At 64.3% G+C, this 25,107-nt stretch carries 19 protein-coding genes; 7 read left to right on the top strand and 12 right to left on the bottom strand.

Annotated features, from left to right (window positions below; genetic code table 11):
* The first annotated feature begins 35 nt into the window (after positions 1-35).
* On the top strand, positions 36-497 hold the full coding sequence (locus tag AC1VNY_RS28560; RefSeq protein ID WP_482407695.1) for an acyl-CoA thioesterase: 462 nt from the start codon (positions 36-38) through the stop codon (positions 495-497).
* Between the two features lie 7 nt (positions 498-504).
* Here the strand turns inward: AC1VNY_RS28560 and AC1VNY_RS28555 are convergent, their stop codons facing one another.
* Both AC1VNY_RS28555 and AC1VNY_RS28550 read right to left on the bottom strand, forming a co-directional pair.
* Positions 505-825: a 2Fe-2S iron-sulfur cluster-binding protein gene (locus AC1VNY_RS28555; protein ID WP_018272592.1), complete on the bottom strand. Its 321-nt coding sequence runs from the start codon at positions 823-825 to the stop codon at positions 505-507.
* 161 nt (positions 826-986) lie between these two features.
* A complete protein-coding gene (locus tag AC1VNY_RS28550; protein ID WP_482407694.1) occupies positions 987-1,364 on the bottom strand; it encodes an Hpt domain-containing protein in 378 nt (125 codons plus the stop codon).
* A 381-nt stretch (positions 1,365-1,745) separates the two neighbouring features.
* On the opposite strand from AC1VNY_RS28550, the gene AC1VNY_RS28545 reads away from it, so the two are divergent.
* Together AC1VNY_RS28545 and AC1VNY_RS28540 are read left to right on the top strand one after the other, a co-directional pair.
* Positions 1,746-7,631: an apolipoprotein A-IV repeat region-like domain-containing protein gene (locus AC1VNY_RS28545; RefSeq protein ID WP_482407693.1), complete on the top strand. Its 5,886-nt coding sequence runs from the start codon at positions 1,746-1,748 to the stop codon at positions 7,629-7,631.
* Positions 7,632-7,734: 103 nt separating this feature from the next.
* The gene (locus AC1VNY_RS28540; protein ID WP_482407692.1) at positions 7,735-8,094 is read left to right on the top strand and encodes a hypothetical protein; all 360 of its coding nucleotides are present in this window, start codon (positions 7,735-7,737) and stop codon (positions 8,092-8,094) included.
* 39 nt (positions 8,095-8,133) lie between these two features.
* Here AC1VNY_RS28540 and AC1VNY_RS28535 read toward each other — a convergent pair whose 3' ends face one another.
* From AC1VNY_RS28535 to AC1VNY_RS28525, 3 genes are all read right to left on the bottom strand, one after another.
* Positions 8,134-9,000, bottom strand: a complete 867-nt coding sequence (locus AC1VNY_RS28535; RefSeq protein ID WP_018272595.1) for an MlaD family protein — start codon at positions 8,998-9,000, stop codon at positions 8,134-8,136.
* A gap of 119 nt (positions 9,001-9,119) precedes the next feature.
* Positions 9,120-9,890, bottom strand: coding sequence for an ABC transporter ATP-binding protein (locus AC1VNY_RS28530; RefSeq protein ID WP_429036888.1), 771 nt, complete (start codon positions 9,888-9,890; stop codon positions 9,120-9,122).
* 2 nt (positions 9,891-9,892) lie between these two features.
* Positions 9,893-11,026 carry an MlaE family ABC transporter permease gene (locus AC1VNY_RS28525; RefSeq protein WP_482407691.1) on the bottom strand — a complete coding sequence of 378 codons (1,134 nt, stop codon included), beginning with the start codon at positions 11,024-11,026 and terminating at the stop codon, positions 9,893-9,895.
* A gap of 141 nt (positions 11,027-11,167) precedes the next feature.
* On the opposite strand from AC1VNY_RS28525, the gene dgcA reads away from it, so the two are divergent.
* Entirely contained in the window at positions 11,168-12,169 is a 1,002-nt protein-coding gene (gene dgcA / locus AC1VNY_RS28520; protein WP_482407690.1) for an N-acetyl-D-Glu racemase DgcA, read from the top strand.
* A gap of 25 nt (positions 12,170-12,194) precedes the next feature.
* Here the strand turns inward: dgcA and AC1VNY_RS28515 are convergent, their stop codons facing one another.
* Positions 12,195-13,397 (bottom strand): MFS transporter, encoded by a 1,203-nt coding sequence (locus AC1VNY_RS28515; protein ID WP_482407689.1) that lies wholly within the window; start codon positions 13,395-13,397, stop codon positions 12,195-12,197.
* 75 nt (positions 13,398-13,472) lie between these two features.
* Between AC1VNY_RS28515 and AC1VNY_RS28510 the strand changes: the two genes are divergently transcribed.
* Positions 13,473-14,765: a hypothetical protein gene (locus tag AC1VNY_RS28510; RefSeq protein ID WP_482407688.1), complete on the top strand. Its 1,293-nt coding sequence runs from the start codon at positions 13,473-13,475 to the stop codon at positions 14,763-14,765.
* Between the two features lie 140 nt (positions 14,766-14,905).
* Here the strand turns inward: AC1VNY_RS28510 and AC1VNY_RS28505 are convergent, their stop codons facing one another.
* The 4 genes from AC1VNY_RS28505 to thiD form a co-directional block, all read right to left on the bottom strand.
* The gene (locus tag AC1VNY_RS28505) at positions 14,906-15,895 is read right to left on the bottom strand and encodes a threonine/serine dehydratase family protein (protein ID WP_482407687.1); all 990 of its coding nucleotides are present in this window, start codon (positions 15,893-15,895) and stop codon (positions 14,906-14,908) included.
* A gap of 56 nt (positions 15,896-15,951) precedes the next feature.
* Positions 15,952-17,043: a glycosyltransferase family 4 protein gene (locus tag AC1VNY_RS28500; RefSeq protein WP_482407686.1), complete on the bottom strand. Its 1,092-nt coding sequence runs from the start codon at positions 17,041-17,043 to the stop codon at positions 15,952-15,954.
* On the bottom strand, positions 17,040-17,852 hold the full coding sequence (locus AC1VNY_RS28495; protein ID WP_482407685.1) for a UDP-2,3-diacylglucosamine diphosphatase: 813 nt from the start codon (positions 17,850-17,852) through the stop codon (positions 17,040-17,042). Before AC1VNY_RS28495 ends, AC1VNY_RS28500 begins: the two co-directional genes overlap by 4 nt.
* A gap of 348 nt (positions 17,853-18,200) precedes the next feature.
* On the bottom strand, positions 18,201-18,998 hold the full coding sequence (thiD, locus tag AC1VNY_RS28490) for a bifunctional hydroxymethylpyrimidine kinase/phosphomethylpyrimidine kinase (RefSeq protein ID WP_482407684.1): 798 nt from the start codon (positions 18,996-18,998) through the stop codon (positions 18,201-18,203).
* 203 nt (positions 18,999-19,201) lie between these two features.
* Between thiD and AC1VNY_RS28485 the strand changes: the two genes are divergently transcribed.
* Positions 19,202-19,447 (top strand): Lrp/AsnC ligand binding domain-containing protein, encoded by a 246-nt coding sequence (locus AC1VNY_RS28485; protein WP_016845986.1) that lies wholly within the window; start codon positions 19,202-19,204, stop codon positions 19,445-19,447.
* 112 nt (positions 19,448-19,559) lie between these two features.
* Here the strand turns inward: AC1VNY_RS28485 and AC1VNY_RS28480 are convergent, their stop codons facing one another.
* The gene (locus AC1VNY_RS28480) at positions 19,560-20,495 is read right to left on the bottom strand and encodes a c-type cytochrome (RefSeq protein WP_038385536.1); all 936 of its coding nucleotides are present in this window, start codon (positions 20,493-20,495) and stop codon (positions 19,560-19,562) included.
* Positions 20,496-20,660: 165 nt separating this feature from the next.
* On the opposite strand from AC1VNY_RS28480, the gene AC1VNY_RS28475 reads away from it, so the two are divergent.
* Positions 20,661-21,083 carry a CHRD domain-containing protein gene (locus AC1VNY_RS28475; RefSeq protein ID WP_018272606.1) on the top strand — a complete coding sequence of 141 codons (423 nt, stop codon included), beginning with the start codon at positions 20,661-20,663 and terminating at the stop codon, positions 21,081-21,083.
* 170 nt (positions 21,084-21,253) lie between these two features.
* On the opposite strand, the gene AC1VNY_RS28470 is transcribed toward AC1VNY_RS28475, so the two are convergent.
* Positions 21,254-23,686 carry a M10 family metallopeptidase C-terminal domain-containing protein gene (locus AC1VNY_RS28470; protein ID WP_018272607.1) on the bottom strand — a complete coding sequence of 811 codons (2,433 nt, stop codon included), beginning with the start codon at positions 23,684-23,686 and terminating at the stop codon, positions 21,254-21,256.
* Positions 23,687-25,107 lie beyond the last annotated feature (1,421 nt).

Here is a 25,107-nt window from a genome sequence, read left to right as displayed (position 1 = left end):
GCTGTATGGGCGGGAAACCGACGGAGATCCCCCTCGTGAATGCCCCTGTCCGTGCTGACGATGCGCCGCGCCTGGAAGACTTTCCCTATTGCCTGTCCGACAATGTGCGCTTTGCCGATCTCGACCCCAACGGGCACGTCAACAACGCCGTCTATGCGAGCTATTTTGAAACCGGCCGCGTCACGCTGGTGAAGGACCGCAGCATGGGGCTGATGCCGGCGGGGCTCGGCTGGATCATGGTGCGCCTCGACATCCATTTCCGCGCCGAGCTGCACTGGCCGGGTCAGATCGAGCTCGGGCTCGGTCTCGTCAAGTTTGGACGCACATCGACCACCTTCGACCAGGTGGTGTTTTCGGAAGGCAGATGCGTGGCGTCGGCGAAGGCGGTCACGGTGATGATCGATGAGGCCACGCGCAGGCCGACGCCGCTGCCGGCGGAGGTCAAGCAGAACTTCCGCCGCTGGATCCGTCGCGGTGTGAATCCGGACGGCGAATGAAAGAATCTTAGGCCTGCCGCTCCGGCGTCGACACGACCAGTCCGTCGAGATCGTCGGTTACCTTGATCTGGCAGGACAGCCGCGAATTCGGACGCACGTCGAAGCCGAAATCCAGCATGTCCTCTTCCATCGGCGACGGCGCGCCGACCTTCTCGCGCCAGGCTTCATCGACATAGACATGGCAGGTCGCACAGGCGCAGGCGCCGCCGCATTCGGCTTCAATGCCGGGAATGGCGTTGCGGATCGCACCTTCCATCACCGTCGCGCCGTTCTCGATCTCAACTGTGCGTTTCTCGCCGGAATGGTCGATAAAGTGGATTTTGGCCATGATTGCTCGTGCTGCCGGAATGCGCCGGACGATGGATGGAAAGGTCCCGGGCAGTCGTATAACGGGTCGATCCGCACAGCGCTAGCGCGGAGACCGAAAACCTGCCCGCCGGTTGGGAAGCCGCCCAAGCTGCCGCGGCGCGCCGCCGAGACGCCGGACGCCTAGCAGCGGCCCAGGATCAGCTCGATCGCCGTGCGCGCCTCGGCAATCGCGGCGCCGAGCGCGGCAAGCGGCTGGGCCGCATCGGAACCGCCGGTCAGCGCGGTCTCCAGCTGGGCCGCAGCGTCGGCGACGCCGAAGGCGCCGATTGCCCGCGCCGATCCTTTCAGGGTGTGGGCGTGGGTCGCCGCCTCGGGCGGCAAGGCGGCCAGTTCACCGAGGATCCGGGCCGACTGGGCCGCGAACATGGCAAGCACTTCCCGCTCGAGGCCCGGATCGCCCAGCGTCATGCGCTGAAGATGATCGACGTCGATCGGCCCGGCGCCGGGCGCCAGCGGCGGCGATTGCGTCCATTCGATCCGTTCGAGATGAAGCGGCATGGCCTGTCCCTGTCGTCTCCGCCGGGCCTCGCCGGCGGATCGTTGGCCCAGCCAATCACGAAACTGGTTAACGGATTGTTGTCGGGATGATCGGCAAAACCGCCCGATTCTGGACAATTTCTGGACACAATCGACGCTCTGCGGCCGGAATTTCGAGTACCCATAAGGCCTTATGGCGCAAAGCTGTTAACGATGATTAAGAAAGTATTAATCGCAAGCATTTCATTCGCATCGCTCTCCCAATAGGATGTTTGCGGATGTAGCGGACAAGCCGCCCAGGGGGCCGGCTTGCGCTCCGCTTGTGGGCACCGGCTTCGAGCTTGCGTGGGGACGATCGCAGGCTCGCCGACGCGTAAAATAGTGAGAGGGCTCAGACTGAACATGGCGAACACTCCCAAGAAGGTCAAAGATCCCACCGAAGTCGCGCTTTCTGCCATCCAGGAAGCCCTCAACATCAGCGAACAGGGCGCGGAGAATCGCAGCCCCCTCAACGATGGCGCCGCGCCGCCGAACCTGCCGCCCGCTGCCGATTTTTCAGCCGCATCGTTCGAGTCCCGTCCGAATAATACCGATCGTTCGGCGTTCGAGCCGATCGAAGAACCGCGCGCGCCGCGCCGCGCCGCCAATGACGATCGCGAAACCATCGGCCAGATGCTGCAGACGCTGCAGGGAGGACGCGCGCGCAACGCCTTCACGCTGTTCTTTGTCTGCTCCGGCGCCTGGCTGCTGGGCGGCGTGATTCTCACCATCGCGTTCTGGCCGGCCCTGCAGGCCTCGATGGCCCAGGGCACCGGCGTCCTGGTGCTCGCCGGCCTCGCCGCGCTGTTCGCCGTGCCGATCCTGCTGTTCTACTATCTTGCCAGCCTCGCCTCGCACGGTCAGCGCATGCAGATGATCGCGCAATCGATGGCGCAGGTCGCGATGCGATTCTCCGAGCCGGAAAACGCCGCCGCCGATTCCATGGTGACGGTCGGCCAGGCGATCCGCCGCGAGGTCGCGGCGATGGGCGACGGCGTCGAGCGCGCGATCGCGCGCGCCGGCGAACTCGAGACCCTCGTTGCCAACGAGGTCGCGGCGCTGGAACGCGCCTATTCCGACAACGAGGTGCGCATCCGCGCGCTGCTGCAGGACATCGCCCACCAGCGCGACAACCTTGTCGGCCAGGCCGAGCAGGTGCGCAGCGCGATCTCCGGCGTGCAGATCGACCTGCGCCACGACATCGCGCTGATCTCGGACGCCATCGCCTCGCGCGTCGACGAGGTCGCCAAGAGCATCACCGGCGCGCTGGAAGAGCGCGGCCAGCACATCACGACCGCGCTGAGCCATGCCGGCGACAACATGATCCTCGCGCTCGGCGAGCGCGGCGGCGACCTGCTCGACCGCCTCGAGGAAGCCAGCGCCGAGACCACGCGCGCGGTGATGGATGCCTCCGAGCGGCTGACCACCAGCCTCAACTTCAAGACCGGCCACGTCCATGACGAGTTCGTCGATCTGGCCGATCGCGTCCACGAGCTGCTGAACGAGCGCATCGACCGCATCACCGGCGAGTTCGAGCAGCGTTCGTCCGTCATCGTCGACGGCATCTCCGACCGCACCGAAGAGGTCCACGACTCCCTGAAGAACTCCGCGGACTCGCTGCTGCTCGAGCTCGAGCTGCGCAGCAACGACCTCGTCAGCAAGATCGACGACGCCGGCAACCGGCTCGCCGGCCAGATCCTGACGTCCGGCGACAAGGCGAGCGAGGCGCTCGACGTCACCGTCAACTCGCTGGTCGCCAAGGTGGTGGGCCAGACCGAGACCGCGCACGACTCGCTGTCGCTGCAGATGAGCGCGTTCGACGACCTGGTGAAAAACCATGGCAGCGAGCTCGCCGAGAAATTCGCCCGCGACTCAGGTACGCTCGGCGCCCTGATCACCCGCCACATCTCGGAATTCGACCGCACGGTGAAGACCTTCGGCGGCGACATCGTCGAGCGCATGGGCCAGCGGACCCAGGACATCGCCGACAGCCTGAAGACCTATGTCGACACCTTCGACCATCGCGTGACCACGAACAGCGGCGAGATCACCGCCTCGCTCGACCAGCGCCTGCTGCAGTTCGAGACCACGCTCGGCAGCCGCGTCACCAATCTCGACGCCTCGCTGACCGACAAGCTGTCGTCGTTCGATAGTTCGCTCGCCGGCAAGATCGGCTCGTTCGACGGCCGCCTGCAGTCGCTGGATGACGCGATCGACGGTCGCATGAAGTCCCTCGAGGTCACCTTCGAGACCCGCGCCAAGTCGGTCACCGACACCATCGACGGCCATCTCGGCACGCTCGCGACCCAGCTGACCGACGGCGCCACCCAGGCGATCCAGTCGATCGACTCGCGGCTTGGCCTGCTCACCACCACCCTGACCGAAGGCACCGTGCAGGCGATCGCCGCGGTCGACCATCGCATCAACGGCGTTACCGAAACCATCGACGGCCACAGCGTCCGCCTGGTCGACACCCTCAACGGCCACAGCACCCGCCTCGCCGACACCATCAATGGTCACAGCGCCAACCTGACCGACACCATCTCGGCGCGCTTCGCCGACATCCAGCAGGGCATCGAGAGCCGCGTCGGCGTCATCGCCGGCGACATCGACACCCGCGTCGCGCAGTTCGAGGACCTGCTGGGCTCGCGCGTCGAGGCCGTCGCCGGCCGCATCGAGAGCAGCGGCCGCCAGGCGAGCGAGGACCTGATGTCCCGCGCCGAGCTGTTGTCGTCGAGCATCAAGTCCCATGTCGAGGACGCCGAGCGCTCGCTGACCAACCTCGTGGTCAACACCAGCGAAACCATCCAGACCGGCGCGCGCACCGCGCAGCAGGCGCTGCTCACCGTGTCCGCTGATGTCGGCAACCAGCTCAAGCTGAGCTCGGCCGAGGTCGAGAGCGTGCTGACCGCCGTCGGCACCAGCGCCGCCAATTCGATCCTCACCAGTGCCCGCGACGCCCAGGTGTCGCTGGTCTCGGCCTCCGGCGACGTCGCCTCGCAGATCAAGTCGCTGTCCGAGGATGTCGAACGCACGCTGCAGGCGGCCGGCACCGCCACCGCAGCCTCTGTGCTGTCCGGCGCCCGCGACGCGCAGACCACGCTGGTCAGCGCCTCGGTCGAAGCCGCAAGCCAGGTCAAGTCGCTGGCCGCCGATGTCGAGCAGTCGCTGTCGATGTCCGGCTCCGCCGCTGCCGAAGCGATCATGACCGGTGCGCGCGAGGCCCAGACCACGCTGATCGCGACCTCGACCGACGTCACCGGCCAGGTCAAGTCGCTCGCCAGCGACGTCGAGCGTTCGCTCTCGATGGCCGGCACCGCGACCGCCGAAGCCGTCGTCGCCTCCGCTCGCGAGGCCCAGAGCACGCTTGCCGGTGCATCCACCGAAGCCGCCAACCTGGTCCGCACGCTCGCGGCCGACGTGCAGCACTCGCTCTCGACCGCCGGCTCCGCCACCGCAGAAGCCGTCGTCGCCTCCGCCCGCGAGGCCCAGAGCACGCTCGCCGGCGCGTCGACCGACGCCACCAACCTGGTCCGGACACTGTCGGCCGACATCGAGCGCTCGCTGTCGATGGCAGGCTCCGCCACCGCAGAAGCCGTCGTCGCCTCCGCCCGCGAGGCCCAGAGCACGCTCGCCGGCGCGTCGACCGACGCCACCAACCTGGTCCGCTCGCTGGCGGCCGACATGGAGCGTTCGCTGTCGATGGCCGGCTCCGCCACCGCGGAATCGATCACGTCAGGTGCGCGTGAAGCCCAGAGCACGCTGGTCAACGCGTCGACCGAGGCTGCGACCAAGGTGTCGGCGCTCGCCGCCGACATCCAGCATGCATTGTCGATGGCCGGCTCCGGCACCGTCGAGATGCTGACGGCCGGCGCCCGCGAGGCGCAGAACACCCTCGTCACCGCGTCGACGGAGGCAGCCAACCACGTCAAGTCGCTGGCCGTCGATGTCGAGCGCACCCTGACCTCGGTCGGAACCAACACCGCGCAGGCGATCCTCGGCAGCGCCCGCGATGCCCAAAGCTCGTTCGTGGCAACCTCCAGCGAGGCCGCAAGCCAGATCCGCGAGATCTCCGCCGAGATCGAGCGCTCGCTGACCACGGCCAGCGCGGAGACTGCGCAGACCATCCTGGGCAGCGCCCGCGAGGCCCAGGGCTCGTTTGCGGCGACCTCCGCCGATGCCGCCGCCCAAATCCGCACGCTCTCGACCGATATCGAGCGCGCGCTGGGTGCGGTCACGGCCAAGACCACCGACAACATCCAGACCTCGGCGCAGAACGCGCAGGCCGCGCTGATCACCATGTCCAACGAGGTCTCGACCAAGGTCAAGACGACCTCCGCCGACATCGAACGTTCGGTGCTGTCGGCCTCCAGCGCCTTCGGCTCGGCGATGACCGGCAAGACCGACGAGATCGTCACCTATGTGCAGCAGCAGACCGAGCGTCTGTCGCAGATGGTCGATGGCCGCCGCGGCTCGCTGGTCGAGGCGCTGACCGCCAAGACCACGCAGCTGTCGAGCGACATGGATCGCGCCACCGCGGACGCGCTGAAGGCGATCGAAACCCGCGGCCTCGCCTTCTCGCAGACGATGTCGGCCCACGGCAGCGATGTCGCGCGCAACATCACCTCGGCCGGCGATCAGGCGACCGGCGCGGTGGCGAAGTCGCTCAAGGAACTCGAGCACGCCTCGCGCGCGGCGATCGACCAGTCGCGCCAAGTCTCGATCTCGGCCGTCACGGAGATGCAGGAGACCAGCAAGATCCTGCGCACCGATACGGTCGCGCTGTTCGAGCGGCTGCGCGAAGGCAACATCCTCTTGCAGGAAGTGTTGACCGGCGCCCACGACAACCTCAACTCGCTGGAGCGCGCGCTGGTGACCCGCGTGGCCGACTTCGTGTCCGCCATGAACGACGTCACCTCGCGCAACGGCGTGGCAACCCAGACGCTGGAAGACCAGCTCACGGTGTTCAACAGCAAGACCGGCAAGGCGCTGGAAGATCTCGGCGCGCTGTCGAGCCAGTTCGAGACCCATGGCAAGGCGCTGATCGATGCGGCTGCCGTGGTCGAGCAGGCCAACCGCTCGACGACGGCCTCCGTCAGCGAGCGCAAGTCGGCGCTGGAAGCGCTGGTCACGACCATCGACCTGCGCACCACCGATCTCGACCAGCGGCTGTCGCGCTTCACCGGGCTGCTCGATGAATCGCTCGGAGCGGCCGAGGAACGTGCCCGCGACATCGCCCGCGTGGTGGCGGAGACCGCGGGCGCCGGTTCAGCTGCGATCAGCAGGCAGTTCGAGGCGGTGCGCCAGGCAGCCGAGAACGAGCGTCAGCAGACCGTCGACGCCATGAACGACCTCTACCAGCAGAGCAATGCCGAGACCGATGCGATGTTCAAGGAATCGACGGAGAAGTTCTCCGCGATGGTCACGGCGATGAAGCAGATGGCGAGCGAGATGCACAACGAGCTCGAGTCCACCCGCAACGAGCTGCGCCGCGGCGTGCTCGAGATGCCGCAGGAGGCCGCCGAGAACACCGCGCAGATGCGCAAGGTGATCGTCGACCAGATCGAGGCGCTGGCCGAGCTGAACCGCATCGTCGCTCATCACGGCCGCGGACTCGACGTGGTCAGCACCAACCGCGCCAGCGTTCGCCAGGAGGAGCCGGTGATGGCTGCCGCCGGCGGCCGCGGCGATGTGCGCATGCGGGACAACGGCAACAGCGCCTCGACGCTGCCGCCGCCGGATCTCGGCATGGCGAGCTCGCGCCGCACCGAGGCCCCGCCGGTCAGCCCGGCAGGCCCCAACAACAACGGTGACGGCTGGCTGTCCGACCTGCTCAACCGCAGCGACGCGCCGCCGCCTGCCCCGCAGAGCCGCGACGCCCAGCAGCGCCCGCGTCCGCAGCAGCAGCCGGTCAATCCGCTGGAGTCGCTGTCGCTCGACATCGGCCGGCTGATGGACCGCACGCTTGCGGCCGAGATGTGGGATCGCTACCAGCGCGGCGAGAACAAGGCGTTCTCCAAGCGCCTCTACACGCCGGCCGGCCAGAAGGCCTTCGATGAGGTGGCCCGCAAGTACCGCTCCGACCGCGGCTTCAAGCAGACGGTCGACCGCTACATCGCGGAGTTCGAGCGCCTGCTCGACGAAGTCGCCCGCGACGGCCGCGGCCAGCAGGAGCTGAGCAGCCACCTCACCTCGGAGACCGGGCTGGTCTACACCCTGCTCGCGCACGCCGCGGGACGGCTGGGATAAGCGTTCGTACCGATCGCGAGACAAGAAACGGAGGCAGCGATGCCTCCGTTTTGCTTTTGAGCGACGCCGGACTAAGATTGCGGAACGAGCTGAGAGGGTTCAGATGCTGCGCGCAAGCCGGCGCCCCTTCGTCGCGCTGACGCTACTCGGGACAATTGGGTTGGCCGCGGTTGCGACGGCGGATCCGATCCAGCCGTCCAAAATCCGGACCGTCAGAATAACGGAAGACAGCAAGCCTGCGGCCAATGCGCATGTCGTTCGAGCGACGCCTGTCAGGCCGGAGCACGATCAGGCCCACGATGCGACCGGCCGCGAATGGCCGGTAACACAGGGCCTCATCAGTCCCGCATCCAATCCCCACCAGATCCGCAGCTTGAGGATCCACTCGGAGCAGACGGATCCAGACGACCGCTATCGCCGCTTCGCTCCGGAAACACTCGAGCCATCACAGGCGCCCCAGTAGGAGGTGCGGCGGTCGTCGGTACAAGAAGGGCCGCGCGGCCTACTGCCGCCGCCGCGGCCCGGGCGCGGCCGGTGCCGGCGCGGGCTCGGGTGCGGCGTTGTTGCTGCCGCCGAAGATCACCCGGCTCGGGTTGCGGTCGAAATTGTTCACCGCGCGGCTGATGTCGGACAGCGTCCTGCGGCCGTCGTTGATCAGGAGATTGGAGCGCTTGTCGAGATCCTCGGCGAGCTCGCGGATCGACTTCACCATCAGGTTCAGCTCGCTGCCATTGTTGCCGCCCGCGATCGCATTGAGGCCCAGCATCAGGCTGTCGGCCTTGCCCATCACGCCGTCGACCTTGAGCATGACATTGTCGATCTTCTCGGAATTGCGCGCCAGCGCCTGGGTGAAGACCTCGAGATTCTTCAGCGAGTTCTTCACCGACTGCTGATTGTCGGCGACGATGCGGTTGACGTTTTGCAGGGTGGCGCGGATCGCCTCGGTGACGTCCTGCAGCGCATTCGGGTCGGCGGTCAGAACCGGGATGCCGTCCTCGTCCAGCGGCACCGGCGGGGCGGCCTCCTCGCCGCCCTTGAGCGAAATCGCGGCGACGCCGGTGAGACCCTGGAACTCGAGACCGACCAGGGTGTCCTTGCGGAGCGGTGCGTTGTTCTCGATCATCGCCAGCGCGACCACGCGGCGCGGGTTGTCGAGCTTCACCGAGACCACTTCCCCTATCCGAATACCGTTAAAATTGACATTGCCGCCGTTGCGCAGGCCTGACGCCGGCCCTTCGAAGATCACCCGCAAGGGACTGCGCTGCTTGGTGGTGTGCAGGCTCTGGAACCACAGCACGAAGCCGAACGCGGCGGCGATCACCGCCAGCGTGAAAGCCCCGATCAAGACGTAGTTCGCCCGCGTTTCCATCAATTACTCGCGTTGATCACTCTTGGGCCCTCGCGCAGCCGGCTGCGCTCGAGCCCGTCGAATTCCCTGTTGGCGCATGATCTCGTCCGAAAATCGGCTCCAGGTTTCGGGATCATGGGCTAGGCCACAACGGCACGGGCGCGCTTGCCGTTGAAATATTGCTGCAGCCATGGATGCTGCGATGCCTTCATGTCGGCGATCGATCCTGCAGCAATGATCTTACCGTTCCCTAAAACGGCGATACGGTCGCACGCGGTGTAAAGACTGTCGAGATCGTGCGTTACCATGAAAACGGTCAGCCCCAAAGTGCGCTGCAGGGTGCGCACCAGCTCGTCAAACTCGCCGGCGCCGATCGGATCGAGACCCGAGGTCGGCTCGTCGAGAAACACGAGCTCTGGATCGAGCGCGAGTGCCCGCGCCAGCGCGACGCGCTTGATCATGCCGCCCGACAATTCCGACGGATAACGATCGGCGACTTCCGGCTTCAGCCCGACCATCACGAGTTTCGCCACCATGATCTCGTCGAGCAGCCGCTGCGAGACGCGCAGATATTCGCGCGCCGGAAACTGGATGTTCTGGCGCACCGTGAGCGAGGAGAACAGCGCGCCCTGCTGGAACAGGATGCCCCAGCGCCGCTCGACGGCACGGCGCTGCGAGGTGCTCGCGGCGTCGAGATCGATACCGAACACCTCGATGCGGCCGGCGACTTTCGGCACGAGCCCGATGATGGTGCGCGTCAGCACCGACTTGCCGGCGCCCGAGGGTCCGACGAAGCCGAGGATCTCGCCGCGCCTGACGTCGAGGTTGAGGCCGTCGAGCACCCGCGTGTTGCCGAATTGAACGGTGATGTCGCGGACCCGGATGATGGCATCGTTGTCCTCTTCCGCCATGATCACATCCCGATCGAGGCGAAGAAGATCGCGAACACGCCGTCCATCACGATCACGAAGAAGATCCCTTTCACCACCGACGCGGTGGTGTGCTGGCCGAGCGACTCCGCCGAGCCCTGCACCGCAAGCCCCTCGACGCAGGCGACGATGCCGATCACCGCCGCCATGACGGGCGCCTTGACCATGCCGACGATGAAATGGTCGATCGATATGGCATCACGAAGGCGGAGCAGGAAGGCCTCCGGATCGACGCCGCCATAGAGCCAGGCCACCAGGCCGCCGCCATAGAGCGCGGCCATCGCGCCGAGGAAGGCCAGGATCGGCAGCGCCAGCACCAGCGCCAGCATGCGCGGCAGGATCAAGACCTCGATCGGATCGAAGCCCATGGTGCGCAGCGCGTCGATCTCCTCGCGCATCTTCATCGAGCCGAGCTCGGCGGTATAGGCCGAGCCGGAACGGCCCGCGACCATGATCGCGACCAGCAGCACGCCGATCTCGCGCAGCACCAAGACGCCCAGCATGTCGACGACGAAGATGTCGGCGCCGAACCTGCGGAAGTGGAAGATGCCCTGCTGCGAGATGATGCAGCCGATCAGGAAGGTGATCAGCACCACGATCGGCACCGCGCGCCAGCACACCTGCTCGAGGTGATGCACCGTCGAGGTTAGGCGGAAGCTGCGCGGATGGATCAGCACCTTGCCCGCGGCCACCAGCACCGCGCCGAGCATGTCGACGAGACCGACGATCGTGCCGCCGATCCCGGCCACGGTGCGCCCGATCTGCTCGAGCATGCCCGATATCGACAGCGGGTCGCTGACGACCCTGGGCGCGGGACCGACGCGGCGGACCTCGTCGACTAGGCTGGAATAATTGGCCGACAGGCCCGCGATCTCGGCTTCCGCGCTGGCGTCGCTGAGGCTGCGGCGCAACCGCTCGATCAGCCAGGCGCCGAAGGTGTCGAGGCTCGCGACCTGCGACACGTCGATGAAGATGTGCGGCCGGCTGCCGCGCAGCTTCTCCGCGTCGGAGACGATCCGCTCGAGCGCAGGGGCAAAGCGGGCGGTCCAGTTGCCCGCCGCACACAACGCCAGTCCTTCGCCTTGGGCTATCCGCTCCAGTGTCGGGTCGCCGCTCACCTTTTGCCTACCCCTCAAGCCGGCTGGCTGCCGCTAACGCTGATCTCCGGCGCTGCCGGATCGGCTTGTCGAATCTGCCGCTAAACAGCCATAGTTGGCTGCGCGTCGCAAGCTACGGTTCAGGAAATAGTAGACTTTAAAATGACTTCCACCCCATCCGGAGCAATTTCCCTGACCAGTCGGATCGAGCGCTGGCCGATCGCGGGGACCTTCACGATCAGCCGCGGCGCCAAAACCGAGGCCATCGTCGTGGTCGCCGAGCTAAGCCAGGGCGGCCTCATTGGCCGCGGCGAATGCGTGCCCTACCCGCGCTATGGCGAAACGCCCGAGGCGACGCTGCAGGCGATCCAGGCGATGCAGGCGCCGCTCGCAGGCGGCATGGACCGCATCGCCTTGCAGGCCCGGATGCCTGCCGGCGCCGCCCGCAATGCGCTGGATTGTGCGCTGGCGGACCTTGAGGCCAAACGCGCCGACAAACGGATCTGGAACCTGCTCGGCCGGCCCGCGCCGGAGCCGCGCACCACCGCCTATACGATCTCGCTCGGGACGCCCGAGGCGATGGCGGAGGCCACCGCGAAGGCTGCGCATCGCCAGTTGCTCAAGATCAAGCTCGGCGGTGATGGCGATGGCGCACGGATCGCCGCCGTGCGCAAAGCGGCGCCTCGATCCGAGCTGATCGTCGACGCCAACGAAGCCTGGACCGAGGATAACCTCGCCGCCAATCTCGCGGCCTGCGCCGATGCCGGCGTCACCCTGATCGAGCAGCCGCTGCCGGCGGGCAAGGACGAGGCGCTGGCGCGGATCGGGCGCCCGGTTGCGATCTGCGCCGACGAGAGCGTGCACGACCGCGCCTCGCTTGCCGGCCTGCGCGGCCGCTATGACGCCGTCAACATCAAGCTCGACAAGACCGGCGGCCTGACCGAAGCGCTTGCGATGGCGGATGCCGCCCGTGCGCTCGGCTTCGAGATCATGATCGGCTGCATGGTCGCGACCTCGCTCGCGATGGCACCGGCGATGCTGATCGCGCAAGCCGCACGCTTCGTCGACCTCGACGGCCCGCTGCTGCTGGCGAAGGACCGCGACCACGGCCTGCGCTACGAGGGCAGCCTGGTCTACCCGCCCGACGCCGCGCTCTGGGGCTAATCGGCTCTCTTGTTGACGCGTTTTCCTAGCGCGAACCGGTCCCCACTTCGCTTGAAAACGCTATGAAGCGCTTGCGCGCCAGCCACATCACGAGCCCGCCTGTGGCCGCCATTGCCGCCATCATGTCGTAGACGCCGAGCCCGAAGCGCGCATAGACCATGCCGCTGACGATCGCCGTGGTGCTCGCGACAATGCCGCCGCAGGCGGTGAGATAGCCTTGCGCGCGCGCCATCACGTGAACCGGCACGTGGTGCACCATCAGGCCCATGATGCCGACCTGGGTCAGGCCGAAGCTCAGCCCGTGTCCGAGCTGCACCACTGCAAGCACCGCAAGCGGCGGGTCCTGCGCGGTGATCGCCCAGCGCGCCGCGGCACTGGACGCCGCGATCATCACCAGCACAGCCGACGGCAGCGTGAAGCGCGGCGAGGCCGCAAACAGCACGATCTCGGCGATCACGCCGAGCACCCAGAGACAAGCGATCGTCAGGCCGCTGAAGCCGGCCTGCTGCCAGGCGATCGATGCGAAGATGTAATAGGCGCCGTGGCTGCCCTGGATCAGCGCCGAGGATACGATGATGGCGAGGAAGGCGGGATTGCGCAGCAGTTTTGGCGCGCCGGCCGCAGGTGTGGCGGCTGCCACCGGGCGGCCCAGCGGCCGCAGCGTCAGCCCGACCAGCGCGCCGAGCATCGTCACGGCCGTGACGATCCAGATCAGGTCGACCTCCGCGACATAGCGGAGCAGGAAGCCGCTCACCAGCGCGCAGACCGCGAAGGCGGCCGAGCCCCAGAGCCGCAGCGGTCCGTAGTTGAGGCCGAATTGCCTGACGCCGCGCAGCGCATAGGCGTCGGTGAGCGGCACCATCGGCGTCCAGACGCAGCAGGTCAGCGCATAGATCGCCAGCAGCACGAACGGCTGGTGCTGGGTGCCGATCACGGCAAAGCCGAACGCCGTGGCGAATCCGGTGGCGATGATCGCGCCGCGCAGCATCTGGCGCCGTTCCGCCGCCGCGGTGACCAGCGGCAGCACGGTGAAGCGCGTCACCGGCGGCACCGCGGTGATGATGCCGATCCAGGTGGCGTCGATGCCGATCGCCTTCAGCCACACCGTGAAAAACGGCAGGTGGACCCCGGTCATGCCGAACAGCGTGGCGTAGAATGTCGCGAGTCGGTTCGCGAATCGCCGCGATGCAACCTTTGCTGCGATGGGGATTTGTGATTCGGAAGACATCAATTCAATTGCGATTCGCGCGATATCGTGGTGATCGTTAACGTAACGCGCAGTGATTTGCGCGGAGAGATTGTGATGGCCGAAGAAGCATTCGCCCTGTCGCCGATATCCGCCCGCGCGGCCCTGCCGAGCGAGGAGGACTATGCTGCGATCAGCGCGGCCTTCATGGAAACCTCGCGGGGCCGCTGGTTCCTCGGCGAATACGCCAAGCGCAACCGCAATGCCGATACCCGCATGGTGCTCGATGCCGTGGCGCGGATCGAGGAAAGCCTCAGCGCGCAGCGGCAAGCCGCCGCAGCGGCGATCAGGGACGAGCAGCTGGCGCAGGCGCTGGCCGCCCTGCGCGGCGCAATCGAGGCCGCCCAGGCCTCCGCCATCGCCGCGCTCGACGGCATCAGCTTCGAGCAGAGCCTCGCGCCGGTGCGCAAGGGCGTGCGGGTGATCAGGGAGATCTCCTGGCGGCTGCGCGAGATCGGCAATGACGGCCGGATCTGCGACATCATCGATTCGCAGGTCAGCGCGATCGAGGCCGGTGCTGCCGAGGTCTCGATGGGCGACGCCAAGGCCGTACTGGATGCCGGCTTCGCTGCGCTGGCACGCCGCCTGAGCGAGTTCAATCCGGACAAGGCGGCGACGCCTGCGGCCGAGCCTGATGTGGCCGAGGCGCCGGTTGCGGAGCCGCCGGCAGCGGCCCCCGCGTCGCCACCGGTGGCCGGAAGTGCAGCACCCGATATGGCCGCTACGCCGCCAGCGCCGCCTCAGGAGGCCGCTGCGACGCCGAACGTCGAAGCCGCGATTCCCGCCGCCGTGCCCGTCACCGAGGCCGCTACGGCCGTGATGCCGCAGCCGAGCGAAGCCTGGATCAAGGCTGAAGCCGCGCTGGCCGAAGCCGAGGCCGCAGAACTCGCCCGCGTCACCGACGAAGCGACGGCCGACGCCCATGACGAGGCGGTGCTCGACCTGATCGCGATGGAGATGGGTGCGCCCGATCCGATCGACGAAGAGGCGATCGCGGAGGAAATGCGCGCCGCCGAGGAGATGCGTGTCGCCGAGGCGATGGCGGCCGAGCCCGAAATGGTTGCGCCGGCCATTCAGCCCGAGCCTGCACCGGCGCCGAAGGTCGAGATCAGAGCCGAAGTCAGGATGGAGCCGGCACCGCGAGCGGCGGCGCCGATTGCCGAGACTCTGGTGATGCCGCCGCCTCTCCCGCCCGCCGTTGAGCCTGCCCCTGTTCCCGCAGCAGAGATCTCACTCGGCTCGACGATCATCGCCAGCGGTCTTCTGAAAAGGCCAAGCGTCGCGGCCAACGATCCACTCGCGCCGATCCGCCGCATGAGCCAGGCCGAGAAGATCGCGTTCTTCTCGTAACCTCGACTTTTCATATCCTCTCATTGCCGGGCTTGACCCGCGCATGACGACTGGCGCGCGAAGCATTTATGTCCCATGGACCTGCGCACGCAACGTGAGCCAGCTCATGTACCGCGGCAGCGTCTGTGCCTAACCCGGTGTCAGGCAACGAGTTTCGCGAACAGGTCGGCGTCGACATTGCCGCCCGAGAGCACGATGACGACGTTCTTGCCCTTGGTGTCGATCCGTCCCGCGAGCAGCGCGGCGAGCCCGACCGCGCCGCCGGGCTCGACCACGAGCTTCAGCTCGCGGTAGGCGAAGGCGACGGCGGCGCCGACCTCGTCATCGGTGGCGTTGACACCGTTCGCCAGCAGCTTGCTGTTGATGGCGAAGGTCAGCTCGCCCGGCATCATCGCCATCAGCGCATCGCAGATGGTCCGCGCCGCGACCGGATGCGCTTCGCGATGTCCGACCTTAAGCGACAGGGCGTGATCGTCATAGCCCGCGGGCTCGGCGACGATCACCTGGGCCTGCGGATATTTCGCCTTCACCGCGGTTGCGACGCCGGCGATCAATCCGCCACCTGAAGCCGGCGCGACCACGATGTCGGGCGTCAGTCCGAGCGCAGCCATGTCCTCGGCGATCTCGCGGCCGGCGGTGCCCTGGCCCGCGATCACGAAGGGATCGTCGTAGGGGCGCACCAAGGTCGCGCCGCGCTTGCCGGCAATGCCATTGGCGATCGCCTCGCGGTCGTCGCGATCGCGGTCGTAGAGCACGACTTCGGCGCCATAGGATTTGGTGCGCTCGCGCTTTGTGATCGGCGAGTCCGCAGGCATCACGATGGTCGCCTGCATGTTGAGGATCTTGGCCGCAGCGGCGACGCCCTGGGCGTGGTTGCCCGAGGAGAACGCGACGACGCCGCCGCTCCGCTTGTCCTGCGGGATCGAGGCGAGCTTGTTGAAGGCGCCGCGAAACTTGAACGATCCGGTCCGCTGCAGCATTTCGGGCTTGAGGAAGACCTGGGTGCCGACGCGTTCGTTGAGAACGGGGAAGGTCAGGAGCGGCGTGCGCACCGCGAACGGCGCGACCACCCTTGCGGCGGCATCGATGTCCGCGGCAGCGACGGGTGGATTGAGAACGGTGTCCGTCATTCGCGATTTGTATCGCGGCGACGGGCCGGCGGGCAAGACGCTTTAGCGTGACCCAACTAGCGCGAGTTTGGCTGAGGTGTCGGCAGGACGGCGAAATGGTGCTCTTCGGCACCAAATTCGAACGCCTCCCCCTCGCCATCCGGCGGCGCAGGACGGACGTTCATGCAACGGTCGATGAACACCCGGGCCGACGCCTGCCAGGTGTGGAGCGCGGCGAAATCGACGCAGGCCTGCCGCGGGATGCTGAGCGCCTTGAGGCAGGCATGGCGCAAATCCTCGTCGAGCACACCGACCGGCGCCGCGCCGATCACGTCGCGGGGACCGGTGACCGGAAAAGCGGCAACCGGCAGGCCGCTCGCCAACGCTTCAAGCAGCACCAGACCGAACGTATCGGTCCGGCTCGGGAAAACGAACGCATCGGCCGCGGCATAGATCTCAGCCAATTCTTCTCCATGGCGGGCGCCGAGGAACACGGCGTCCGGATATTTCCGCTCCAGTGCCGCCCGCGCCGGGCCGTCGCCGACCACGACCTTGGTTCCCGGCAAATCGAGATCGAGGAAGGCATCCAGGTTCTTCTCCACCGCCACCCGGCCGACGCTGAGATAGACCGGCTGCGGCAGGCAGAGATCGACGTCGCGCGGATGGAACAGCGCGGTATCGACGCCGCGCGACCAGAGCACCACGTTGCGGAAGCCGCGCTGACGCAACTCGGCCGCCAGCGCCGGGGTCGCCGCCATCACCGCCCGGCTCGGCCTGTGGAACCAGCGCAGCGCCCGCCACACCCAGGCTTCCGGGACAGGCGTCCGCGCCGAGACGTATTCGGGGAAGCGGGTATGGAAGCTCGTCGTGAACGGCAGGCCGCGCTTGCGGCAATAGCGGCGCACCGCAAGCCCGATCGGGCCCTCAGTCGCGATATGGATGCTGTCGGGCCTCGCCGCCTCGATCAGACTTGCGACCTTGGCCCGGTAGGGCAGCGCCAGCCGGAGATCGCGATAGCTCGGCATCGCGAAGGTGCGGAACTCGTCCGGCGTCAGGAAGCTCACCTCGACGCCGAGCGATTTCGCCGCCTGTGCCATCATGGTCAGCGTGCGGACAACCCCGTTGATCTGGGGATGCCACGCATCGGTCGCGACCAGGATATGCGTCATGCAGCGCGTGCCGTCACTCGCTGAACCGGCGCGATCCGGCGCACCGGGTCGGTCCAGGTGATGATCTCGAAATGGCCGTCCTCATGCTCGGCGAGCGCGGTGCAGCTCTCCACCCAGTCGCCGCAATTCATGTAGCGGATGCCGTGCTCGTCATGAATCGTCGCGTAGTGGATGTGGCCGCAGATCACGCCGTCGCAGCCGTGGCGTCGTGCCTCGCCGGCAAGCGTCGCCTCGAACGCGCCGATATAGTTCACCGCCTTCTTGACCTTCAGCTTTGCCCATTGCGACAGCGACCAGTACGGCACGCCGAACATCTTGCGGAAGAAGTTGACGAAGCGATTCATCTGGATCGCGAAGTCGTAGGCCTTGTCGCCGAGATGGGCGAGCCAGCGCGCGTTCTGCACCACGAGATCGAAAATGTCGCCGTGGATCACCAGGTAGCGCTTGCCGTCGGCGCCGGTGTGGACCGTGTTCTCCACCACGTCGATGCCGCCGAAATGCGTGCCGTAATATTTGCGCAGGAACTCGTCGTGGTTGCCCGGGACGTAGATCACCTTGGCGCCCTTGCGCGCCTTGCGCAGCATCTTCTGCACGAAATCGTTATGGGTCTGCGGCCAGTACCAGTTCGACTTCAGCGCCCAGCCGTCGACGATATCACCAACGAGGTAGATCGTGTCGGCATCGTGGAAGCGGAGGAAGTCCAGCAGGCGGTCGGCTTGCGAACCGCGGGCTCCGAGATGGACATCGGAGATAAACAAAGTGCGAAAGTGCCGCTCGGGACTTTCTTCACTCAAGGAGTCACTTCCCATGCCTGTGCACCTAACAGATTCCTGTGACAAGGCGATGACGATCCCCGCGACCCAAGGCCCCACAAACAGTTAACGAGAATCAGCAGTACGCCCCTGCCCTGCGGATAACAGCAGCGTGCGACAATCTGGCGACATCGGCGGCCGCGGCTGTGTGGAAGAGGCGTTGTGTTGCCTGCGTAACGCGATGGAACGACGCGAATTCGAAGCGGCGATGAATGCGTAGCCCGGATGAAGCGAAGCGTAATCCGGGGTTCTGCATCCGCGGAAAGTGCAGCCCCGGATTTCGCGGAGCCTGTCATCGGGCGCGCGTTCGCGCGACCCGTTGGCTCCATCCGGGCTACAAGAGCCTCAATAATATTTGTGAAAGTGATGCACCGGCCCATGGCCGTGGCCGACGGCAAAACGATCGGCAGCGGCGATTGCTTCGGTGATCCAGGCCTTGGCGTGGCGTACGGAGGTCTCCATGCTCTCGCCCTTCGCGAGCCCTGCTGCGATTGCCGAGGACAGCGAGCAGCCGGTGCCATGCGTATTGGCGGTCGCAATCCGCGGCGCAGCCAGCGCGATGCTGCGCCCGGCGTCGATCAGATAGTCGATGCTGTCGGCGCCGTGGCCGTGGCCGCCCTTGACCAGCACCGCGCGACATCCCATCGCCAGCAATCGCTTGCCTTGTCGCTCGACGTCGGCCTCGCTCTCGGCGACCGGCTCGCTCAAGAGCGCCGCCGCTTCAGGTAGGTTCGGCGTGATCAGCGAGGCCAGCGGAAACAGCAGGGTCTTCAGCGCATCGACCGCCTCGGCGGCAAGCAGCCGATCGCCCGAGGTTGCGACCATCACCGGATCGAGCACGACATGGCGCGGCGCCCAGCGCGTCAGCCCATCGGCGATCGCCGCAATCGTCTCGGCCTGTGCCACCATCCCGATCTTGACCGCGCCGACCTCGAGGTCGGAGAACACCGCATCGATCTGGGCGGTGACGAATGACGCTGGCACCGGATGGATGCCGCTGACCCCCGTGGTGTTCTGCGCGGTCAGCGCCGTGATCGCGGAGGCGCCATAGACCCCGAGCGCGGCAAAGCTCTTGAGGTCGGCCTGGATGCCCGCCCCGCCCGAGGAGTCCGAGCCGGCAATGGTGAGCGCGACCGGCGTCATCGTGCAGCACCGGCGGTTGATACGAATGCGACCATCGCGAACAAGACCATGGCCTGTCCTAGCCCGGCCGCGGATCGACGGCAAGTTCGCCTGACTTTACCGCGGGTTGGCCTTGCCTTGACGCTGCCTTGCCCCTTCTTGTCCCCTTGCCTTGGCCGCCCGTTTTTGGCCTATAGTCGCGGAAATCCCCGGAGACGACTTTGATGGTTCCTTTCTTCGTCCAGATCAAATGCAAGCTCGGCCAGTCCTACACCGTCGCCAACGCGCTGGCGGAGGCCGAGATTGCGTCCGAGATCTATTCCACCGCGGGCAACTACGACCTCCTGGTCAAGTTCTACGTCGACCACGACACCGACATCGGCCATTTCATCAACGAGAAGGTTCAGGTGATCCCGGGCATCCAGGACACTCTCACCATCATCACCTTCAAGGCGTTCGGCGCGAAGTAGATCGCGCCCACGAGAGCATGATGAGATTGGGTCGAGCTTGAACGGCGTCGAAAGTTCACCTCTCCCTTGGGAGAGGTGAACCGAAACCGCGGCGAGCCGGTTCAACCAAAGCTCATCCCGCTGACTCCTTCTCCTTCTTCACCGGCTTCGGCGGTCCCTCGACCGGCGGCAGCGACTTGATGTACTCGGCGATCGCGTCGCGGTCGGACGACGAGAGTTGCGAGGTATTGCGGATCACGCGCACCATGGATCCGCCCGCGCTATCGCCGTCCGGCGTCTGGCCGCTCTCGAGGAAATAGGCGATATCCTTCACACTCCAGTCCGAGATCCCCCTCGGCGTGATGTTGGGCACCCAGCCTTCGCCCTCCGGATTCGGACCACCGGCGAAGCGCTGCGCGGTGACGATGCCGCCGAGGACATTGCGCGGGCTGTGGCACTCGGCGCAATGGCCGAAGCTGTTGACGAGATAGGCGCCGCGATACCAATGCGCCGAGCGGCTTGCATCCGCGATGAACGGCTTGCCGTTCATGAACAGGAATTTCCAGACGCCGACATTGCGCCTGATGTTGAACGGAAACGGCAAATCGTGGTCGCGCACCTTGCCGGCGACCGGCGGCAAGGTCTTCAGATAGGCGAACAGGTCGCGCACATCGCTGACCTTGGCGTGCTGATAGGACGGGTACGGAAACGCCGGGAAATAGTGCGCGCCCGATGGCGAGGTGCCCTTCATGACCGCCGTGACGAAATCGGCCTCGCTCCAGCGGCCGATGCCGTCGTTCGGGTCGGGCGAGATATTCGGCGCATAGAATGTACCGAACGGCGAGGTGATCGCGAGCCCGCCGCCGAGCCTCGTGCGGTCGTCCTGCTTCGGCACGGCATGGCAGGAGGAACATCCTCCAGCATTGAACGTTGTGAGGCCGTTGGCCAGGTCAGGCTGATAGGCTGGCAGCGCGCCGGCGGCAACGGTCGCGGGGATCGTCAGCCACCAGAACACGCCGACGCCGATTACGCCGGCCAGTATCGCCAGGAGGAAAATTCGTCGCAGCATTCACCGATCCGTCATTGGTCGCGTCAGTTCATGGACCAGTATGATGGCAACCAGTCGGACAAGCTCGCATCAAATTTGCCGCACCCACGATCATTTGGGGAATAAATCCGAAAAGCCGCTGTTTGAAGATTGCAACCATCCTGTGACGTCAAAGGGGAGAGAACCATGTCGAACAAGACCTTGCTTGCCACGCTGACGCTCGGCGCCGCCATCGCCCTCGCCGGTCCGGCCTTTGCCGAGAAGTTCACGGCGAAGCTGGATAGCAAGAGCGAAGTGCCGCCGAATACCAGCGCCGGCACCGGCACCGCCGACATCGACTACGATGCCGCCAGCAAGAAGTTGAGCTGGAAGCTGACCTATTCCGGCCTCTCGGGCCCGGTCACCGCCGCGCATTTCCACGGCCCCGCCGAGGCCGGCAAGAATTCCGGTGTCGCGGTCGCGATCCCGAACGCGACGTCGAGCCCTGTCGAAGGCAGCGCAACACTGACCGACGCGCAGGCCGCCGATCTCCTCGCCGGCAAGTACTATGTCAACGTTCACACCGCGGCCAACCCGGGCGGTGAGATCCGCGGCCAGGTGACGAAATGAGCTAAATCAAAACTGTTAACTTGAGCTGCCCATCAAGACCAGCGACGGCATTTCTGTTTTATGCGGAGCTTCGTCTCTCAATTGGAAGGGTTCTCCGAAACGACGATCCCTTGCTTAGATTACTTAGTGTGTTGTTCCAGACCAGAGATTCGATGGATTTCTGGTACGCCTCAAATATGAAACATATCGCCCACGCCAACTCCTCCATGCCTCAAGATGTCGGCACCTGGCTCCTGATCGAAGTCGCCAACGTACCAACCTTGCACATCGACGCCAGCGGTCGCCCAGCTGCCGGCGTACACGAACGAGGAGCCGGTCGACAAAAACACATCTGCCCCAGATACTCCGGGGAGATACCTGAAAATATCGTCCTTTCCATCACCGCTGAAATCGCCAACGTACCACTTTCCGCTATTTCCGGCACCAGTCCAACTACCAGCGTCGACGAATGAGGAACCAGTCGACAAGAAGACGTGTGCGCCGGATACTCCCGGCTCGTACCGGAGAATATCCGACTTACCGTCACCATTGAAATCGCCGACGAACCATCCCTCACTACCGTTGCCAGCGGGTGTCCAATCGATCGGATTAGCGAAATCGGTACCGTTTGAAAGCAGCACCTCCGCTCCCGAGACGCCGGCTTCGTATCGGAATATGTCGTCCTTGCCGTCGCCGTTGAAGTCGCCAACGTACCATTTCCCGTCATTGCCCGCTGGCGTCCAATTGGTCGGACTACCAAACGAGCTGCCATTGGAGAGCAGAACCTCAGCACCGGAGATGCCTGGATCATACCGGAGCACGTCGCTTTTTTCGTCACCGTTAAAATCACCAACGAACCATCCCTCGCTGCCATTACCCGCCGGCGTCCAACTTTTTGCGCTTCCAAAGTTCGCTGAGGCATTTAACTGAACTTCCGCCCCTGATACCCCTGCAGAGTAGGAAAAGATGTCGTCTAGACTATCGCCATTGAAATCACCGACGTACCAACGACCATCATTGTCGACTGACGTCCACGCGCCACCGTAGTGAAATTGCGTAGGCTCGACGAATACGCCGTAGGTGCCTGTATTCGAACCAAACGCGCTCGCATCGACGTAGTATAGTCCGGTTGTACTTGGATTGAAGATGATACGGGAATTTAGCCCGGGTCCACTGTCATCATCTGTCGCAACCAAGATCCCTGACGCATCATGAAGATTTAGGAGTGGGTCCGACAAGGTGCCCGTCCCGGTTGCCGTGCCGCTCTCACGGATTGTGTAGGACTGTCCTGCGCTTAACGTAGTGCTGAACCAATCATGATCGCCAACGAATTGCGTGCTGCCGATTAAGAATGCGCTATTCGAGTTTAGGGACGCTGTTGTACTAGGACCGCCAACTCCGTCATCCACGATAGTAACGTCGCTAAAGATGAACTCTTCGATGCTATTCAACGTATCAGTCCCTTGGGCATTGCCAGAGACCGCATAGTGGTGATTATCGCCTTCAGTGATCGCGAACTGACTCAGTGACCCGGCAAAAACGACGGCATCGAATCCGCCGTTTCCCGAAAGTATATTGTTGATTGTGTTGCCATAGAGCGTGTCGTTTCCGCTTCCGCCTACCGCGTTTTCAATGAGCACTCCCGCGGCAATGGCAATGTTGTCAGTGTCGCCGCCAGTACTCGAAAAATAACCAATATCAGTACTGTTGTTTACTCGTAGATCGATGACTTGATTTTGCGAATAACCCGAAAAGTCGAAGGTATCAGTACCGCCCGCATCCCATACCGCGAAGACGGTATGCTGACTTGACGATGTGATGCTGTACACGCCTCCGACAGTTGAATTGAATCCATACACGTCGTCGCCGGCTCGAGTGGAATAATTTGAGCCGTAGAGCCGCTGGATCGCCGCAATATCATCAAGAGCGGGCGTTTCGTTGTAGACAGAAAACGCCCCCCCTGTGTTAACTTCGCTGAAATAGCTCATCACCGAGTATTGTCGGGTATCCTCAATGTATGCCGCATTGCTATTGTAGGTAATTGTTTGGCCAGGTCCCGCGTTGTACGCCCCTGGGTGCTCCAACCCGAGCGCATGACCGATCTCGTGGATCATCGATTCCCATTCGTACGTACCTGGGTTGATGGCATTCGCGTTTGCGAAAGCTAGATTGAAGAAGACGTCGCCGTCCGAACTCGTAGCCACCTGGTTGTTTGAACTAGGGTAAAACGCGAAAGCCTCGGAGCTATCATTTGGATCGTTATAATTCCGGAAGAGAATAGTTGCGTTGTTGGTGTTGCCCTGATCGGAAAACGTGATTCCGGAGACACTGGACCAAAATGCCAAAGCTGCTCGCGCGGCCGCCTGTTCTGAAGCCGTAAACGCGGAAAACCCACTGACGTTGTGGCCAGTAACGGAATAGCCAGCTGCGGACGGCGCGAACCCGAATGTAATGGGGCCGGTTGCGACTCCAAGGGTGGTGCCCCAGTGATAGTTATCTCGGGTGATCTGGATACCCGCTTGGCTGATCGTCTTGTCAGACGTTGGGCTTGATATGGGATCACCCAGATCAGCCGAGCCAAAACCATCGGCTATGAAAAGATCGCCACCCAAAATATTCTTCATCAGAAGCCCTGCTCTTTTCAATGTTTAACTGAAATCTGCCTTCGCTTTCTCGGCCTTGCAACGGCTTTTCGCACACAAGCTCAAGGGGGCATGCTCGATCATTCGAACTGGTGCAATAGCTCATCGCGCATCAACGTTGTCAGAGATCGCTACCGGCCCAAACTGCGTGGCTATCCGAGGTTCAGTGCTGTTGGCCCCTTTCCGAAATTCGATATGTCGAACAGATCAGTGCCACCAACACCATACCCAAGAGAACGTCTGTGTCGCTCGCAACGCGGCAACGATAGAGATCCGACCTCTGTGCGTCATACGCCGTTTAGGCCATGATTCAAGAAGACTGGGCTGACCGCTCCGGTCACGAACAAACCTGCAACCAGACAGCCGCGTGCTTCACAGACTATGTGGCATCATTCGATCGGACAACTTTGTTCGAGAAGATGCAGGCGGCGGCATGGATGCCGCGCGTGTATCCAAGTCGATAACCCAGCCAGTAACCCAGCCCAACGCCGGCCGCCGCCGGCAAGAATAACTCAACAAACACCTCGGTCGCCCCCTTTGTGACCGCAAAATGAAACGTCTCTATATGAGCACACCAAGTGCGGAACAATACCGTCAACAACCTAGGTTACTTCGGCCATTGGGGGAAGCACAGCGCGCCGGCCAGCTGAGAATTCGAGCTTATAGCCCAAATGGGCCACGACAATTGAGCTACGCAAACTCTAATGGATCGAGGGCTGCGGTCGGGTCTTTTTGATGCATTTTGTTGTCATTGCAGTCGCCGTTGATGGCCGCACTGCTAGATTTGCCTGATTCAGGAGAGGACGAGGGCGACGCGACTAATTCGTCTGCAAGAATGAATTGGATCGGTCCGATATCGATATTGGCTATAATCGCACTTTTAGTAGCGATCGTAATGGACGCTTACCTGACAAAATGCACACGAGGGACAATATACGTGGTCTTCATTTTGCACGCCCGAGTCCTATGACGCCGCTTTAGCAAACGCTAACGATGCTGCTCCTTCGCGCTCTTCCCCGGGTGGAACGCGTCACCACGATCTTACGGGCATGTTACTGCTTGCACGCTCGCGACCGCGGTCCAACCTGAGCACACGTTTCAATCCGGAAATTCGACTGCTGCTTTTGCTCAAGAAACGCAACCCAACACGATCAACTGTGCCGCGTTTGCAAAGCAACCGGACTCAACGGCAGCGAGGCGAACGTCGAATAACCATCCATGACGTAACCTTTCGCGAGCCTCTTCAGGACATTCTGCCCGAACGTGACCTTTTCGAAGAGACAGACCTCCGGGGACGAACAAAGTACGCACACGACGAGGGCCGCCCGATCGAAGCATGCGCGCGGGTCTCGAGAGCGCTATGATGGCGTTGGGTGAAGATCAGGCGGCCCGCTGATCGGAGG

The organism is Bradyrhizobium ferriligni (genome assembly GCF_056837965.1).
This window is presented reverse-complemented; position numbering and strand designations above follow the sequence as displayed.